The 15,496-nt window shown below is 60.3% G+C and carries 14 protein-coding genes and 1 pseudogene; 6 read left to right on the top strand and 9 right to left on the bottom strand.

Annotation, left to right across the window (positions count from 1 at the left end):
* Window positions 1-69: 69 nt before the first annotated feature.
* From C4J83_RS13080 to C4J83_RS13055, 6 genes are all read right to left on the bottom strand, one after another.
* Window positions 70-1,524, bottom strand: coding sequence for an outer membrane protein transport protein (locus C4J83_RS13080; RefSeq protein ID WP_124417232.1), 1,455 nt, complete (start codon window positions 1,522-1,524; stop codon window positions 70-72).
* A gap of 115 nt (window positions 1,525-1,639) precedes the next feature.
* Window positions 1,640-2,098: a PraA/PraB family alkane oxidation protein activator gene (locus C4J83_RS31265; protein WP_491630699.1), complete on the bottom strand. Its 459-nt coding sequence runs from the start codon at window positions 2,096-2,098 to the stop codon at window positions 1,640-1,642.
* Between the two features lie 159 nt (window positions 2,099-2,257).
* Window positions 2,258-2,743: an alkane oxidation protein activator PraB gene (gene praB, locus C4J83_RS13070; RefSeq protein ID WP_106577847.1), complete on the bottom strand. Its 486-nt coding sequence runs from the start codon at window positions 2,741-2,743 to the stop codon at window positions 2,258-2,260.
* Between the two features lie 134 nt (window positions 2,744-2,877).
* The gene (gene praA / locus C4J83_RS13065) at window positions 2,878-3,372 is read right to left on the bottom strand and encodes an alkane oxidation protein activator PraA (protein ID WP_124418863.1); all 495 of its coding nucleotides are present in this window, start codon (window positions 3,370-3,372) and stop codon (window positions 2,878-2,880) included.
* 135 nt (window positions 3,373-3,507) lie between these two features.
* Window positions 3,508-4,788: an alkane 1-monooxygenase gene (locus C4J83_RS13060; RefSeq protein ID WP_124417230.1), complete on the bottom strand. Its 1,281-nt coding sequence runs from the start codon at window positions 4,786-4,788 to the stop codon at window positions 3,508-3,510.
* Between the two features lie 258 nt (window positions 4,789-5,046).
* Window positions 5,047-6,045 (bottom strand): alpha/beta fold hydrolase, encoded by a 999-nt coding sequence (locus tag C4J83_RS13055; protein ID WP_124417229.1) that lies wholly within the window; start codon window positions 6,043-6,045, stop codon window positions 5,047-5,049.
* Between the two features lie 275 nt (window positions 6,046-6,320).
* Here C4J83_RS13055 and C4J83_RS13050 point away from each other — a divergent pair, with 275 nt between their 5' ends.
* From C4J83_RS13050 to C4J83_RS13040, 3 genes are read left to right on the top strand one after another with little or no spacing between them, the layout of a single operon-like run.
* Window positions 6,321-7,856 carry a flavin-containing monooxygenase gene (locus C4J83_RS13050; RefSeq protein WP_124417228.1) on the top strand — a complete coding sequence of 512 codons (1,536 nt, stop codon included), beginning with the start codon at window positions 6,321-6,323 and terminating at the stop codon, window positions 7,854-7,856.
* Window positions 7,853-8,743, top strand: coding sequence for an SDR family NAD(P)-dependent oxidoreductase (locus C4J83_RS13045; protein ID WP_124417227.1), 891 nt, complete (start codon window positions 7,853-7,855; stop codon window positions 8,741-8,743). Before C4J83_RS13050 ends, C4J83_RS13045 begins: the two co-directional genes overlap by 4 nt.
* Window positions 8,744-8,758: 15 nt before the next feature.
* Window positions 8,759-9,607 carry a metal-dependent hydrolase gene (locus C4J83_RS13040; protein WP_124418862.1) on the top strand — a complete coding sequence of 283 codons (849 nt, stop codon included), beginning with the start codon at window positions 8,759-8,761 and terminating at the stop codon, window positions 9,605-9,607.
* Here C4J83_RS13040 and C4J83_RS13035 read toward each other — a convergent pair.
* A pseudogene (locus C4J83_RS13035) lies at window positions 9,604-11,675 on the bottom strand (EAL domain-containing protein). The gene C4J83_RS13040 and the pseudogene C4J83_RS13035 overlap by 4 nt on opposite strands.
* Before the next feature lie 248 nt (window positions 11,676-11,923).
* Here C4J83_RS13035 and C4J83_RS13030 point away from each other — a divergent pair.
* From C4J83_RS13030 to C4J83_RS13020, 3 genes are all read left to right on the top strand, one after another.
* A complete protein-coding gene (locus tag C4J83_RS13030; RefSeq protein ID WP_124417226.1) occupies window positions 11,924-13,240 on the top strand; it encodes a serine hydrolase domain-containing protein in 1,317 nt (438 codons plus the stop codon).
* Between the two features lie 121 nt (window positions 13,241-13,361).
* A complete protein-coding gene (locus C4J83_RS13025; protein ID WP_119741830.1) occupies window positions 13,362-13,601 on the top strand; it encodes a hypothetical protein in 240 nt (79 codons plus the stop codon).
* Between the two features lie 51 nt (window positions 13,602-13,652).
* Window positions 13,653-13,982, top strand: coding sequence for a DUF6388 family protein (locus C4J83_RS13020; RefSeq protein ID WP_106577839.1), 330 nt, complete (start codon window positions 13,653-13,655; stop codon window positions 13,980-13,982).
* An 8-nt stretch (window positions 13,983-13,990) separates the two neighbouring features.
* On the opposite strand, the gene C4J83_RS13015 is transcribed toward C4J83_RS13020, so the two are convergent.
* The gene (locus C4J83_RS13015) at window positions 13,991-14,833 is read right to left on the bottom strand and encodes a serine/threonine-protein kinase (protein WP_124417225.1); all 843 of its coding nucleotides are present in this window, start codon (window positions 14,831-14,833) and stop codon (window positions 13,991-13,993) included.
* Complete coding sequence (locus C4J83_RS13010; protein ID WP_256660668.1) at window positions 14,830-15,438, bottom strand: PP2C family protein-serine/threonine phosphatase; 609 nt, start codon at window positions 15,436-15,438, stop codon at window positions 14,830-14,832. Before C4J83_RS13010 ends, C4J83_RS13015 begins: the two co-directional genes overlap by 4 nt.
* Between the last annotated feature and the right edge of the window lie 58 nt (window positions 15,439-15,496).

The following is a 15,496-nucleotide window of genomic DNA, read 5'->3' as shown; positions in this document are numbered from 1 at the left end:
GCTTCGAGCCTCTGAACAAGGGCGCCAAGATGCGCTTGCCGCCCCTGTCCTCAACGCTGCGTGACGGCCTTAAAAGGCATAGGTTGCCGAAACAGCCACTACGTCACCGGACGATTCGGCCTTACCGTCCAGGCTCGCGGCGCCCAAGCGGTCCACGTTCTTGGTCTTGAGATTGACCTCCTGCACGAACTGATGGGAATACGCCAGATCCAGCGTCAAGCCTGGAATCGCCTTGACGTCGTAACCCGCACCCAGCGACAGGAAGTACCGGTCACCGTCCGGAATCCGCGGGTCGCGTGTTGAGTTGCGGGTCGGCGTCTGGTCGGACGCCACACCGGCACGCAATGTCAGCTCATCGGTCGCTTTGAAATCGCCACCAATGGAGTACATCCAGGAGTCGCGGTAGTTGTAGGGGATGGAAACGATCGTGTTGCCGTCGGACTTGAGGGTCAGGTCCTTGAAGGATGACCATTGGGTCCACACCGCACTCACACCCATGGTCAGGCGATCATTGAACTGGTGCACCCAGTCCAGGCCCGCAGTTGCCGGGATGTCCAGTTGAGTGCTGGCATTGGCGCCGTCGGGCATCAATTTCAGCCCCGGATAGGCCACTTCCGGGATAGTTCCGGTACCGCCGAATGGGCTTGGGCCCGTCATCAGCTGATACGAGAAGGCGTCGGCGCGAATATTGTACTTGCCCTCCATCTTGTTCTTGATCTTGGCGTGGTAATTGAGGCCGAGGCTGTCTTGCTCGGTGGGTTTCCAGACCACCCCCGTGAACCAACCCACCGACGTATTATCGACTTTGACCCGAATCAGCGACGTGCCCAGGCCTGCCGGGAATGGAATACCGCCCAATTCAGACTTGGAGTTGGCAGCGGCGGCGAGCAAATCGATATTCTGGCTGACGAAGCCTTTACTGTGCTGAACGATCATCCCGGCACCGATGGACAGGTCATCGCGCACCTTGAATGACAAGGACCCGGTCAACCCTACCGTTTCAATCTTGGTGTCCACTGCAAAGTCACGCAACTTTGAGTCTTCGTTCCAGGTGGTGCGCATGCCCTGCGGTACGACTTGGGCCAGACCGAACGAAAACCGATCACCCAGCGGCATCACCATGAACCCGGTTGGGAGCCATGCAGTGAACCCACCCTGGCCGCCGTCGTTGTTGTTCACCGTGGTCAGCGCGGGGTCGAAAGTACCGTCGGGGTTAAACGGTGTATTGGATACCGGGTTGCCCTGGTAATCATTGGCCTGGCCTTTGTACTTGATCTTGATCCGCGCGTAATCGACGGTCATTTGTGCAACGTTATGGTCAACAAAAGCCATTGCCGCCGGGTTGTTGAACGCCGAACTCGGGTCGTTCTTGAACAACGAACCACCACCGAACGCCCGCCCCCAGCCCGGTGCGCCATACGTCGGCGTGGAAAAACCGCCGGCTTGCACAGGCACGGCCACCATCAGCCCGCCCATCAACGCCAACCCCAGTAACGCCTGTACCTGTTGTTTTTTATTATTCATGAGGCACTCCTTATTGTTATCACACTGAGCCGGCCCAGCCGTCTCGTCTTTCTGTTCGTTCATTCAGGGACGCGTTTCACGTTGTGCGCGCCCACGCGCTAACGCGTTGATGTCTTCAAGGGTTAATCGTGAGGGCAGGTGAAGGCTTGAAGTTGAAAGCCGTGACCCTGCAGGTGGCGTTCACCGTGTGTGGGCTGGCAATGCTGAACGTGCCATCGGCGGCACTCCATTGTGTGGTCAGCACGCTTGGCGTCAGGCAGCTGTCATACGGAAACTTTTCGGTAAAGCCAGAAAGCGTTGCGGTGGTGGCATTTGTCGGTACCAGTGTCCACGGCAAGTTCAACGGGCCTGAAATACCACACAGCGCATTACCGGTGAACGTGGCGCCGGTGATCGTTGCGCTTGAGCCGTCCGCCGCGACTTGGCCACTGAGTGTCATCGTGCATGGCACCGGGGTAAACACCAGCAGCTTTACCGCGGTGGCGATTGAGCCCGAGGCGGTAAATGCAGCGCCCGCCGGGGCAAAGGTGGCTGCGCCTGCAATGGACGAGACAGCGCCCAGGGTGAATAACATCGAACCCAGGAGGGCTGTTTTTTTAAGGCTTTGCATTGTCATGTTCCCCAGACAATAAGTACCGTACCCAACCGGCTCCGCCGGTGGTTTTCCCGCAGCCGGCGCCTCACGCGAGGCACCGGCCTTTCAACGGGTGATCAGCCCTTTGGAGTCACGCGCTTACGGGTTAACCGTCAGCGTTGGCGCCACAACACTCAGGGACACCACGGTGCAGTTGCCACTCAGCGATTGATTGCTGGCCGACAGGGTTTTGCTGGCCGCAGTCCACGCCACAGCGATAGGGGTAGGACCGCAGTTGGTGGAAGGCAGCGAGGTGATCTTGTAGCCGACGTTGGTCACGGTGCCGGTGGTGCTGGTTGCAGCGGTCAGCACCCAAGGCAGGTTGGTCAGCGTCGGCAAGGCGCAGAGACCGCCGCCGGTCAGCGAAGCACCGTTGATGGAGGCCACGCCACCGCTGACGTTGCCGCTAAAAGTGATGCCGCAGGTGACGGCTGCACCGAACGACGAGGGCGACTTCACAACGATGGTGCCGGGGTTGGTCGTGAACGGACCATCCGGGGTGATAGACGCCGCACTGGCCATCGAGGCGGCGCCAAAGCACAGAGCAAAAGAAGTTGCACAAACGAGGGTCTTCAAGCTTTTCATTGTTTTTCCTCACATGTTATGGCGAGTCATTTCGCCAGGGGTAATGGCCATGATCGAGAGGTCACGGTGAAACTGCAGAACTTCCCTTTCCAGCCAAATCTCAATTCAATTACCGCTGCATCTTTTTAATCTGTTTATTCGACCACTTTGAAGGTCGGCGGCATCGTGATCGACACCGTTTTTATCGTGCAGTCTTCGCCAATCGGAACATTGGTGGCTTCCAACTTTCGGGTGGCGTTGTCCCACGTGCCATCGGCCGTAGAAGGCCCGCACTTGCCGCCCAGGCCGAAGGCGTGAACATCCACGCTGATCTTCGACATGGAGCCGCTTTTGGTGTCTTTGGCAACTAACACCCAGGGCAAGTTGATTGCCTCGACGCGGCTACATTTAAGCCCGCCGTCGAATTCAACTTTATCGACATTCACCGATGAACCATCGGCCGCGACCTTGCCGGCCACCTTGATAGTGCAATCGGCGCTGATCAGCGCACCCTTGGAAAAGCTGATCGGGCCCTGGGCCGTAAAGGCGCTGCCGGCCGGCTCGATGCGTGCGGCCTGGGCCTGGTGGTAAACGATCAGGCCCAGTGCGGCCAGTATGATATGCGCGGTGAACATGGCAGGGCTGTGCATCATGAACGTCCTTCCCTTGAAGTTATTGTTGTAGGGTCAAACAACTTTCTTGGCATAAAACCGATAAACCCTGGGCGATAAAAACCGGCGCGATGCACAGATCCCGAGTTCACCCACGGCTGTTTTTAACTCACCTCAAAACGGCTTGGCGCTGTTGCTGTACTTCTCCAGGTACTTCAAACGTTGTGACGGTTGAAGATTGGTCAAGGTGATATCGCCGGCGTAATGATTCAACACGCGATGGTCCATGCGACGTCGCCACAAGTACGGTACATAGGCCCAGACAATCATGCTCGCGTAACCATAAGGAAGTTGCGGCGATTCATCAAAGTGGCGCAATGACTGATAACTACGGGTGGGGTTGGCGTGGTGATCGGAATGCCGTTGCAGTTGAAACAAAAAGATATTGGTGACAATACGGTTACTGTTCCACGAGTGCCGCGGCGAGCACCGTTCATAACGACCGTTGGGCAACTTCTGGCGTTTAAGCCCGTAATGCTCGACGTAGTTAACTACTTCCAGCAACGAGAACCCGTAGATGCCCTGAATGATCAGGAAAGGAATCACAGCCGCGCCGAGCCAGGCAATCATCGCGCCCCACAACACCACGCTGTACATCCACGCGCTGAGTACGGCGTTTTTCCAGTGCAGTGCCGGCAGGCCGAGTTTGCGCAGGCGTTCGCGTTCCAGGTTCCAGGCCGACACCGCGCTGAACCACACCGAGCGCGGCAGGAACGCCCAGAAACTCTCACCCAGACGTGAGCTGGCCGGGTCTTCCGGTGTGGCCACGCGTACGTGATGGCCACGGTTGTGTTCGGTGTAGAAGTGCCCGTAGAAGGTCGGCGCCAGGGTGACCTTGGCCAGGAACACCTCCAGTGGCTTGGGCTTGTGCCCCAGCTCATGCGCGGTGTTGATTGCAATGCCGGTGGCGGCGCCGGTAGACAGCGCCATGCCAAGGTAGGTGAACCAGGTGATCTCACCGTGCAACTGGGTGCGCGCGGTAATAAACGCTGCGGTCTTCGCCAGCCAGCTCGACGGATCAAGGCTAGCCGTGGCGTTGAGCAGGCCGCCGTTGATGATCCAGTCGATGCCACCGGCGGCCAGCCAGCCGGTCACCACCACCGAGGTGAGCACGAACACCACGCCGGTGTAGACGATCCAGCGGTAGTAGCTTTGCGATTCAAGGTGGCTGACGGCGGATTCTGGCGGGTTGCTGACGTCTTCACCGAGCAGGCCGTCGATCAATGGGATCAAGCCGAAGATCACCAGCACACCGACCCACCACAATTGCTGCACACCCGTGGTAATCGCCAGGGCGCCGGAGAGCAATGGGGTCGCCAGAGGCATGATGCCCAGCCACCACAAATGACGTTTGCCGTCGGTCCAGACGGTGGAAGTAACCAGAGTCTGATTCATGGCAGCCTCCGGACGAGACGGCTTGGAGATGCGATAAAAGGCGTTTTTTTCATTATTTTATTCGCTCTTAGGCACTTCAAAAATTGTTTCAAATTACACATTGAAATAATTTTTTTAAATAAATAGCGCGGAATCGTTAGGTCGTCAACTAGTTTCTCGAAGGCTTTTTGACGTGACTGACCAGTCTGTTTTTCAGCCGTTTGGTCAGGTGTCTAAAGCAGGCATCGACGCCGTTGTACCGCGAGTCGGGTAACACCATTATTTGCTCGCCAAGGCAAATGGCGGGTGCAGCACGGTGGCGCTTTGCGGTGGGCGAACACGCTTGGCCACCTGCTCCACCAGCGCGGCCACGCGCTCTGTGGCGGTAACTGGCAGCATATGGCCGCGCCCCTCCACCACCTGCATCTTCAGCCCGGGCACTTTGCTGGCCAGGGCCTGGCCGTGCTTCTGGAAGTCCAGCACGTTGTCGCGCGCGCCATAGATCAGGCCGATTGGCAGGGTCAGTTGCGGGTAGCGCTTAACCATGTCCGGCAGGTGGTCGTTAACCGTATTGATCTCGGTGGAGGCCGCGTAGAAGTTGTCTGGACGCATCCCCAGCAGCCCGCCTCCTCGCGTGGCGAAGTCTGACGGCGCAGCGTCGGGGGCGAACACGCCCTTCACCACCGCGCCTCTGGTCAGCAGGCCGACGGGCACGGTCAGGGTGTGGGACATCCACCGTCGCAACCAGGCCGGGCGCACCGCCAGGGACAGGAACACCGGCGGCAACATACGTTGGGGATGCGTCAGCGGCGCCACCAGGATCAGCCCGGACACCGCGTGGGGATGGTCAAGCGCCAGCGCCAGCGAAATCGCCCCGCCGAGGGAATGCCCCAGCACCAGCGGTTTATCCAGGTCCAGCGTTTTGATGAAGGCCGCGATTTGCCGAGCCTGGGCCGGCAGGTCTGCTGGGGTACCGGTTTGCCGGGTCGAATAGCCCGAACCCGGGCGGTCCAGCGTGATCACGCGAAAACACTCACGCAACTGGGCGGACAAGGCATAGGTCAGGTTGCGACTGCTGCCCATCAGCCCGTGAATCATCACCAGCGGCGGGCCTGCACCCTCCTCGACATAATGAAAGCGCTCGCCATCGACCTCGACGAAGCGCCCGTTGATCGGAACAGTGGCTTCTATACGCCGCGTCATCCAGGCACTGAAGCCCCACAACAGCGCGCTCGCCACCCCTAACACACCCGCAGCGACAACCCATTCAACAGCCATAGCTCGGTCCTCTGCTTCCCTGCCGCTGGCGACCTGACCGGTATTGATCAAGGCCTCAGCCATCGTCCACACCCTGGACCTAAACTTCATGCATACCGTGCTCGTCCGTCGGACAAGTCGCACATGCGGAACAAGGTCCTAGCGTAGGCGAAATTTTCAGGTAGATTATTTAAAATCTTTTTTAAAATAATTAATTCAATTTTTCTTTGCAATGGTGTTCTATCTAAAAGACACAACAAAAACAGGAGCACATCGATGCCCATGAGGGACACGCCATGAATGCCCACAGCGATTCAATCGACATCGCCATCATCGGTTCCGGTTTTGCCGGCCTGTGCATGGCGATCAAACTCAAGGAAGCCGGGATCACCGACTTCTTTATCGCCGAGCAGGCCGAGACCCTCGGCGGCACCTGGCGGGACAACCATTACCCAGGCTGCGCCTGCGATGTGCAGTCCCATGTGTACTCGTTTTCGTTTGCGCCCAACCCGGACTGGACGCGGCAGTTCGCACCGCAGGCGGAGATCCGCGCCTACCTTGAACACTGCGCGCAGCGTTTCAAGCTGGCGCCCTACCTGCGCTTCGGCATGGGCCTTGAACGTGCGGTGTTCGATGAACAGCAGCAACGCTGGCAACTGAGCTTCAGCGACGGCCGCAAGGTCAGCGCGCGGGTGCTGGTGTCGGGCATGGGCGGGCTGTCACGCCCGGCGTTGCCGGATATTGCGGGGCTGGACAGCTTCAAGGGCAAGCGCTTCCACTCCCAGCAGTGGGACCACGCGTATTCATTGAAGGGCAAGCGCGTGGCGGTGATCGGCACCGGCGCCAGTGCCATTCAGTTCGTCCCGCAGATCGCGCCGCAGGTGGCGCATCTGGACCTGTTCCAGCGCACGCCGCCGTGGATCATGCCCAAGCCCGACCGCGAAATCTCCCGCATCGAGCGCTGGGCCTTCAAGCACCTGCCCTTCACTCAACGCCTGGTGCGCGGCGCTTTCTACTGGGCGCTGGAAGGCCGTGTGGTGGGGTTTGCCCTGCACCCGAGGTTGATGAAAATGGTGCAGAAAATCGCCCTGCGCCACCTGCGCAAACAAGTGGCGCGCCCTTCCCTGCGCAAGACCCTCACCCCGGACTACACCATCGGCTGTAAGCGCGTGCTGATCTCCAATGACTATTACCCGGCGCTGTCGCGCAGCAATGTCGAGGTGATCAGCGACAAGGTGCTGCGCATCGAAGCGGACGGCGTGGTCACGGCGGACGGCATCAAGCACCCGGCCGATTGCCTGATCTTCGGCACCGGTTTCCAGGCCACCGACCCGCTGCCCCGCGATTGCATCATCGGGCGCGACGGCATCGACCTGATGGATGCCTGGCGCGACGGCGCCCACGCGTACAAGGGCACCACCGTGCCGGGCTACCCCAACCTGTTTTTGATCGTCGGACCGAACACCGGCCTTGGGCATAACTCGATGATTCTGATGATCGAGGCCCAGGTCACTTACATCCTGGATGCCATTACGCAAATGCAGCGCCAGCGCATTGCCACGGTCGAGGTCAAACCCACCGTGGAGCTGGCCTATAACCAGCAGCTGCAAGCCCGGCTCAAGCGCACCATCTGGAACACCGGCGGCTGCCAGAGCTGGTACCTCGACCCGCGCACCGGCAAAAACACCACGTTGTGGCCCGGTTCAACCTGGCGTTTCAAACGGGATACCCGGCACTTCGCGCTCAAGGACTATGTCACCGAGCTGTTGCCCACCTCGACACCCCGCCCGGTTTCGGCGCCCCACTCCACCGCAGAAGGCAGCCTGTCATGAAGTCATTCAACGGCCGCGTGGCGGCAATCACTGGCGCGGCGTCCGGCATGGGTCGCGCATTGGCCCTGGCGCTGGCACGCGAAGGCTGCCACCTGGCGCTCGCGGACAAGAACAGCCAGGGTTTGGAACAGACCCTGGCGCTGATCAAGACCTCGACGCTGTCACCGGTGACGATCACCACCCACGTGCTGGACGTGTCCGATCGCCAGGCCATGCACGACTGGGCCGCACGCTGCGTGGCCGACCACGGCCAGGTCAACCTGATTTTCAACAATGCCGGCGTGGCGCTGTCGAGCACCGTCGAAGGTGTGAACTACGCAGACCTGGAGTGGATCATTGGCATCAACTTCTGGGGCGTGGTGCATGGCACCAAGGCGTTTTTGCCGCACCTCAAGGCCAGCGGCGACGGACACGTGGTCAACACCTCCAGCGTGTTCGGCCTGTTTGCCCAGCCCGGTATGAGCGGCTACAACGCGAGCAAGTTTGCGGTGCGCGGCTTTACCGAATCGCTGCGCCAGGAACTCGATCTGCAACGCTGCGGGGTGTCCGCCACCTGTGTACACCCCGGCGGAATCCGTACGGATATCTGCCGCAGCAGCCGCATCGACGCGAACATGACCGGTTTTCTGATCCACAACGAGCAACAGGCCCGCGCCGACTTCGAAAAGCTCTTCATCACCGACGCCGACCAGGCCGCCAAGGTCATCCTGCAGGGCGTGCGCCACAACAAACGCCGCGTGCTGATCGGCCGCGACGCGTATTTCCTCGACCTGCTCGCCCGTTGCCTGCCCACCGCCTATCAAGCCCTGGTGGTGTTTGCCAGCAAGCGCATGGCGCCCAAACAGCGCACGCCGGTGTTTGAAACCAACGACGAACCTCGTCTCTGAACAGGAGCACCCATGATGCTGCCCATCCGTCGCGATATCCGTTTTGCCTTGCCCGCCGAGCGCATCAAAAACTGGCATGAACAAGGCCCGTTCATCACGCACTTCTTCAACGCACTGTCGCTGTTGTTTCCCCAGGGCGAACTGTTTTTCATGGACAGCGTGCGCCACTACCGCCAGCACATCGACGATCCGGAGTTGAAAAAGGAAATCCAGGGGTTCATCGGCCAGGAAGCCATGCACAGCCGCGAGCACGTGGCCTATAACGACCTGATGCAAGCTGCCGGCCTACCGGCGCACACCCTGGACCGGCGCCTCAAATTCATGCTCGACCTGCAAAAGAAACACCTGCCACCGTCGTTCAACCTGGCGGTGACCATCGCCCTCGAACACTACACGGCAATGCTCGCGGAAATTCTGCTCAGCGACCCCACGCGCTTTGGCGAGTCACTCAAGGGCTACCAACAAATGTGGTACTGGCACGCCCTCGAAGAAACCGAACACAAAGCCGTGGCATTCGATGTGTGGAACACCGTGATCAAACCCGGGCCTGGGCGCTACCTGCTGCGCACCGGCACCATGCTGACCACCACGGTGTTCTTCTGGCTGGTGGTGCTGGATTTCCACCTGCGCCTGCTGATTGCCGACCGCAAGGCCGGAGGGCACGTGAAGGGCTTCTGGCGCATGCTCAAGTTTCTCTACGGGCCCAAGGGCGTGTTCCCGCGCATGCTGCGGCCATGGCTGCACTACTTCAAACCGGGCTTTCACCCCTGGGACCACGACAACCGCGCGCGGCTGGCGCAAATCGACAAGCTGGTCGAAGAAATCGAGCAGACGCAGCGTGAGTTCGCCGCCACGCCAGCTTAAACCCGAGTGGCCGCACGCTCGCGCGCAAAGCGCTCCAGCTGATCGCCGGGCAGCGCCTTGCTGAAATACCAGCCCTGAACAAACAGCTCGGTGCCGGTATTGAGGAAGGCCAGTTGCTCGGCGGTCTCCACGCCTTCGACCACTACCCCCAGGTTCAGCGCCTCGCAAAAACGCAGCATGCCGGTCAGCACACGGGCACCTTGGGGGTCGTGCTGGGCCACCACAAAGCTGCGGTCGATCTTGATGAAGTCCACCGGAAACTGGTGCAGATAGCTCAACGCGGAAAACCCGGTGCCGAAGTCATCGATATAGACCTTGGCGCCCATCGCCTGCAATTTCTGGATCGTCTGGCGCGTGGCCGGAACATCGCGCACCAACGCATCTTCGGTGATCTCTACCGACACTTGCCCATGGGCCTGGGCGAGAATTTCCACCAGGCGCTCGCCATAGGCAGCATTCGTCAGGGTGGCACTGGAAATATTGATGGTCATCGGCAGGGCAAAGCCGACCTCCTTCCAATGCTGGTACTGGCGCACGGCCTGGGAGGCCACCCAGACATCCACGTCCGGCATCAACCGCGCCTGCGCCAGCCACTGCAGAAACTCCCACGGCGAGTGCACCGTGCCCTGGCTGTCGCGGGCGCGCATCAGTGCTTCGCAGCCGGTGCACAACCCGGTGCGGGTGGAGACCTGAGGCTGGAATTCGAGGTAGAACTCATAATCGCTGATCTGCTGGATACGGCTCAGTTCGACGGCCTGGCGTGCCAGCGCCTTGTGGGACGCCAGCACCGGGTCCAGTTCCAGCAGCCGGCCCTTCTCCTCCAGGCCGCGAAAGGTCATGTCCAGCGACTTGAGGTACACCGTGCTGGCGTCGCTGGACTGACGATGAATTGCGCGCACATAAGGCGCATACACCAGCGTGCCGATGCCCAGCAGCGCCACCTGCAGCACCACGGCCGCCATGTCGCCGTGGGTACTGAGGTAGGCGTTGAGCAGCATCGGTGCAGTAAACGGTACGCTGGCCACAGCCGGTGATACCCAGCCCAGGTGTACCGCCGTCAGCGCCAGCATGGCGTTGAATGCCGGCACCAGTAAAAACGGAACGAACAAGCGCGGATTGAGAATGATCGGCAAGCCGAACAGCAGCACTTCGCTGACATTAAATAGCGATAACGGCAGACTGGCCATCGCCAGCAGGCGCATGGACTGGCTCCTGGAAAACAGCAGGATCGCCAGTAACAGGCTCAGTGCACCGCCCGACCCACCAATAAACGCGAAACACCCCAGCAGGCCACTGTTGAGCGCGTATTTGATCGGCTCACCTGCCCCCAGCGCGGCGCCATTGAGCAGCACAGCCTGGTCCAGCACATCGAACAGCGGCTGCAGGGCATACACGCCGTGGATGCCAAAAAACCACAGCAGAGAATTCATCAGGGTCACAAACAAGCCGCTGCCATACGGCGATTGCAGCGCATCGAGCACCTGCGGCCCTTGCAGCTGCGCCACGGAAGGTATCTGCAACAGCAACGACAACACCCCCACCAACGACAGCGCAGTGATAGCCCCCGGCACCACCATGTTGATGGTGCCCCGCAGGTTATGGCCCACCAGGTCTTCGTTGACCAGACGCGTCCAGCGAAAGCGATGCAGCCAGGCCACCGCCGGTACATTCAGCAACGGCGAGGCGATGGCAATAAACAGCACAAACGTCGCCGATGCCCGCGGGTAATCGCGCAAGACGAACGTGGCGACCACCACGTGCGCCAGGCACAGGAACGCCACCGGCAATTGCGGCAGGCGATACTGGATCGCCAGCATGTAACCAATGGAGGCGCCACCAACAACGGGATCACCGAGCTGATCTGGTTGTGCAGCCCAGACAAAAAGGCCACTACCTGCGGATCAAACCCCAGCACCCTGGCGCATTCAGAAAGAATCAGGAAACCGGCCGACACCAGCAAACACGGCAAAATCCACAACAGGCCTTCACGGATGGCCCGTAACGACTCCGTGCTGGCCAAGGCCGCAAGGCGCTGAGTGAGGAAAAGTTTGAACAGCGTTTTCGCCATGACCCGTCCCTCTGCCCATCGCCCTCTGCCCGTGGTCGGCAGCCTCGATATCCCTTGCAACGCTACACGGCCAGAGACCGGGAGCGAAAGGCTTTTGCCGTGACACCAGCAATTATTCAGAATTAATTTAACCTCCCTGATCCTTGTCGGTCAGGGTGATTAGGCTCATCCTTTGCAGCTTAATTCTCGAACGGACTCGAGCCCAGGCCTTGCTCCGTCCGCTTTATACGACATCAAGGTGCCTGCCGATGCGACCTATCCTGCCGCTGACTTTTGTATTGCTGGTTTTTTCAAGCGTCGCCGTCTACGCCAGCGTGACAGATTTTCCTGACGCCCAGGCCAGTGATCCTGCTCGCCTCAAATGGATGGTCGGCGCCCCACCGCCACCGGACCGCACCGTGCGTTTTGACGATGGCAGCTATTTTCGCTTCCCGGCGATGCGCTGGAGCGTGGCGAACTTTCGCCAACTGATGCCCACGCTCAATGTTCCCCGTGGGCTCGGCGCGCCCTTGCCGCTGCCCCGGCAGCTCGACCCACGAATCGATGCGCTGCCCGTCGTGCCTACCGGCGCCAGCCAACCGCTGACGTGGCGCCAGGCACTGGATGCCACCTACACCGATGGCATTGTGGTATTGCACCGTGGGAACGTCGTGTACGAGCGCTACTTCGGCGTGTTGACGGACGATGGGCAACACGCGGCCATGTCCGTCACCAAATCGGTGATAGGCACACTGGACGCGATGCTGGTGGCTGACGGCACCCTCGATGCGCGTAGGAAAATCGCCGACTATGTGCCCGAACTGGGCGAGTCCGCGTTTGGCAGCGCCACACTGCGCCAGGTCCTGGACATGACCACGGCCCTGGATTACAGCGAAGACTATGCCGACCCCAACGCGCACGTCTGGGCCCATGCACAGGCCGGCAATCCACTGCCCAAACCCAAGGACTACACCGGGCCGCGGAGTTATTTCGAGTTTCTGCAAACGGTGCGGCAACGCGGTGAACACGGGCAGGCATTTGGCTACAAGACGGTGAATACCGACGTGCTTGGCTGGGTGATCGCACGCGTCACCGGGCGCAACGTCGCGCAACTGCTCAGCGAGCGCATCTGGAGCCGGCTGGGCAGTGAACAGGACGCCTATTTCACCGTGGACTCCATCGGCACACCGTTCGCCGGTGGCGGCTTGAACGCCGGGCTGCGGGACATGGCCCGTTTCGGTGAAATGCTGCGCAATGGCGGCCGCTTCAATGGCGAGCAGATCGTGCCTGAAAGCGTGGTCAAGGATATTCGCCAGGGCGGCGATAAAGAGGCTTTTGCCAAGGCAGGCTATAGTCAACTCAAAGGATGGAGTTATCGTGCCATGTGGTGGGTCAGTCATAACCCCGATGGCGCCTACATGGCCCGCGGCGTCCACGGCCAGAGTATCTACATCGACCCCGCGGCCGAGATGGTGATTGTGCGCTTTGCTTCCCATCCGGTTGCGGCCAATGCCGCGAACGACGGTGTCACCTTGCCGGCCTATGCGGCCCTGGCACGCTACCTGCTCGAAAACCCGGGCACCTGAGCAACATCCATCATCGGGCACCATGATCTGCGCCAAGTCATGAGCCTCCCTCAAAATGTACTATCGGCGTGTTTTGGCTCCCGTAGGAAAAGGAGCCCGACATCAAGGAGAACAGTTCAAGATGCAATACAAGCTGTCCCACAACCTGCGTCCACTGATGTTCAACGCCCTGCTGTGGGTATTGGGCGTCACCTTGCTGTTCATGGCCAGAAATGTGATCGAGCGCCTCACCGGGCCCGTCGAAGAAACCTGGCTGGACTTGGATCTGGCGGTAATGCTGGGTGCCTACGTGTTATTTTTCCTGCTTGAGCCGATACGAAATCGCCTAAGCCGCCGCTTACGCAAATACCTGCGACGCTGAACACCTCACCACAGGCCCGCTACCGGCGCCCGAGCCCCCAGGAGTTTTACCTTGTCCCAACCCGGCGATAACCACCAGCGCGCCCTGGACAGATTCTTGACCGAACATCCAGAGGTGGCCACGCAGCTGGACACCCTGAACCCGCTGGCTGCTCAAGCCAAGCGCGAAACCCTGGAGCAGTATCGCGCCGAACGCCTGCATGAAGCCTTCGAAGCCGAAGCTGAACGACAGAACCTGTTTGCCTGGGAGCTGACACTCAAGTTGACGGCCGATTCACCCGAGGCCTTCGAAGCCCAGCGCCTTGAAGTGCACAAGGAAGTCGCACAAATGGCCGGGTTGAGCTGGGCCGACTACTGCCAACTGCATGGCCTGGCCCATTGAGTATTGGGTTACAGCCACCCGCGTCGAGGCTGGTTGGCTATCGCTTCGCGTAACTCGGCGACGCTCAGCTCTCGACGTTCAGGGTCAACCGCCAGGGCCGAGCGCAAGGCTGGCCAGCAGCGCTTGGGCAGTTGCCGAGGCCGAACCAAGGTGTGCATTGGCTGACGCCCATCCAGGCGTTGGCCATGGGCCAGCTCGTACACTACGCAGGCCACGCCATACAGGTCGGCGGCGGTGCTCAGCGCCCCGCCGGCGAGTAATTCCGGGGCAACGTACGCGGGTGTCCACGCGTTAAAACGGTCACGATTCAAACTCGGCAACCCCGCCGCCCCCGGCGCCTGCGCATGGCTCAGGCCGAAATCGAACAACCGCACACCTTCTTCACTGACCATGACATTGGCAGGCTTGATATCGCCGTGCAGTACGTTTTGCTGATGGATGTAAACCAATGCATCCAAAAGCTGTAAGACCATCGGTTGCAGTTCTCGCCAGGGCAACCCAGTGGGGCACTCGGGCAGCAGCCGGTCCAGCGTGATGCCATGCATCAATTCCATCGTGAAAAACGCGGCCTGGCTGGTTGTATCAACCTCGAACGAAAATGCCCGCACCACACCGTCGTGGCGCAGGCTGCGGGTCAGGGAAAACTCGCTGTACAACAGCACATGCGCGTCCGGGCACTGAGACACGGTCTCGCCCAGCAGCTTGATTGCCACGCTGGAGCAGGACGCGCCAAATTGCTCGTGCAACAAGTCACGAGCGCGATAAACCACGCCCATCCCGCCCCTGCCCAACTCGCGTTCGAGGTGATAACGCCCGGCGAGTAGGCAGGGCGCCATTGATGTGTCATTCATGGCTTTACCACCACGGCGGTCAAATCATCCCGCGCGGGCCTGCGCAATACCGTCGCAAATAAACATTCCAGCACCTGCTGCGGCGTTCCCACGCTCAACGCAAGTCCCAGGTCTGCGTGACTGAGCGCCTGATACAACCCATCGCTGGCCAGCAGAAATACGTCCCCTGGCCGGGTGCTGAGTTCCAGCACCTCAAGCTGCAGCGGCGTTCGTGCACCGATGGCCCGGGTCAATGCCCTGGCCTCCGGGTGGGCTCGAGCTTGCGCCACACTCAATTGGCCCTCATCCATGAGGCGCTGCTGCAGTGAATGATCACGCGATAATTGGTAAAGCCTTTGTTCGCGCCACAGATAACATCGACTGTCCCCTGCCCACACACAGGCGGCGCGCCCCTGCTCGAGCAGCAATGCCACCACCGTACTGCCCATCGTGACACCGCCGCGCGCGTCAGACCGGTTACCCGCCTTCGCCAACTGTTGGCTGACCTGTTGCAAACGTTGCCGAGCCGCGTTGACGCGCTGATTAAGGTCACCTGTGGCAGACAATGAAGCGAGACTGCGGACCACCCATTGGCTAGCCACATCACCGCCCTGGTGACCGCCCATGCCATCCGCCACGGCCCAACAGCCATGTCGCGAACCGTCCAGGAACGCATCTTCGTTA

Source organism: Pseudomonas sp. LBUM920, from assembly GCF_003852315.1.
Classification (GTDB): domain Bacteria; phylum Pseudomonadota; class Gammaproteobacteria; order Pseudomonadales; family Pseudomonadaceae; genus Aquipseudomonas.
The sequence above is the reverse complement of the archived record's forward strand: the minus strand, read 5'-3'. Positions and strand labels throughout refer to the sequence as shown.

What these genes read in the sequence shown, in the direction of transcription:
- C4J83_RS13030 (WP_124417226.1), top strand. Translation starts at nt 11,924, where the DNA reads ATGCGACCTATCCTGCCGCTGACTTTTGTATTGCTGGTTTTTTCAAGC.
- C4J83_RS13010 (WP_256660668.1), bottom strand. Translation starts at nt 15,438, where the DNA reads ATGGGCGGTCACCAGGGCGGTGATGTGGCTAGCCAATGGGTGGTCCGC.
- C4J83_RS13055 (WP_124417229.1), bottom strand. Translation starts at nt 6,045, where the DNA reads ATGGCTGTTGAATGGGTTGTCGCTGCGGGTGTGTTAGGGGTGGCGAGC.
- C4J83_RS13080 (WP_124417232.1), bottom strand. Translation starts at nt 1,524, where the DNA reads ATGAATAATAAAAAACAACAGGTACAGGCGTTACTGGGGTTGGCGTTG.
- C4J83_RS13045 (WP_124417227.1), top strand. Translation starts at nt 7,853, where the DNA reads ATGAAGTCATTCAACGGCCGCGTGGCGGCAATCACTGGCGCGGCGTCC.
- praA (WP_124418863.1), bottom strand. Translation starts at nt 3,372, where the DNA reads ATGCACAGCCCTGCCATGTTCACCGCGCATATCATACTGGCCGCACTG.
- C4J83_RS13015 (WP_124417225.1), bottom strand. Translation starts at nt 14,833, where the DNA reads ATGAATGACACATCAATGGCGCCCTGCCTACTCGCCGGGCGTTATCAC.
- praB (WP_106577847.1), bottom strand. Translation starts at nt 2,743, where the DNA reads ATGAAAAGCTTGAAGACCCTCGTTTGTGCAACTTCTTTTGCTCTGTGC.
- C4J83_RS31265 (WP_491630699.1), bottom strand. Translation starts at nt 2,098, where the DNA reads ATGTTATTCACCCTGGGCGCTGTCTCGTCCATTGCAGGCGCAGCCACC.
- C4J83_RS13060 (WP_124417230.1), bottom strand. Translation starts at nt 4,788, where the DNA reads ATGAATCAGACTCTGGTTACTTCCACCGTCTGGACCGACGGCAAACGT.
- C4J83_RS13025 (WP_119741830.1), top strand. Translation starts at nt 13,362, where the DNA reads ATGCAATACAAGCTGTCCCACAACCTGCGTCCACTGATGTTCAACGCC.
- C4J83_RS13040 (WP_124418862.1), top strand. Translation starts at nt 8,759, where the DNA reads ATGCTGCCCATCCGTCGCGATATCCGTTTTGCCTTGCCCGCCGAGCGC.
- C4J83_RS13050 (WP_124417228.1), top strand. Translation starts at nt 6,321, where the DNA reads ATGAATGCCCACAGCGATTCAATCGACATCGCCATCATCGGTTCCGGT.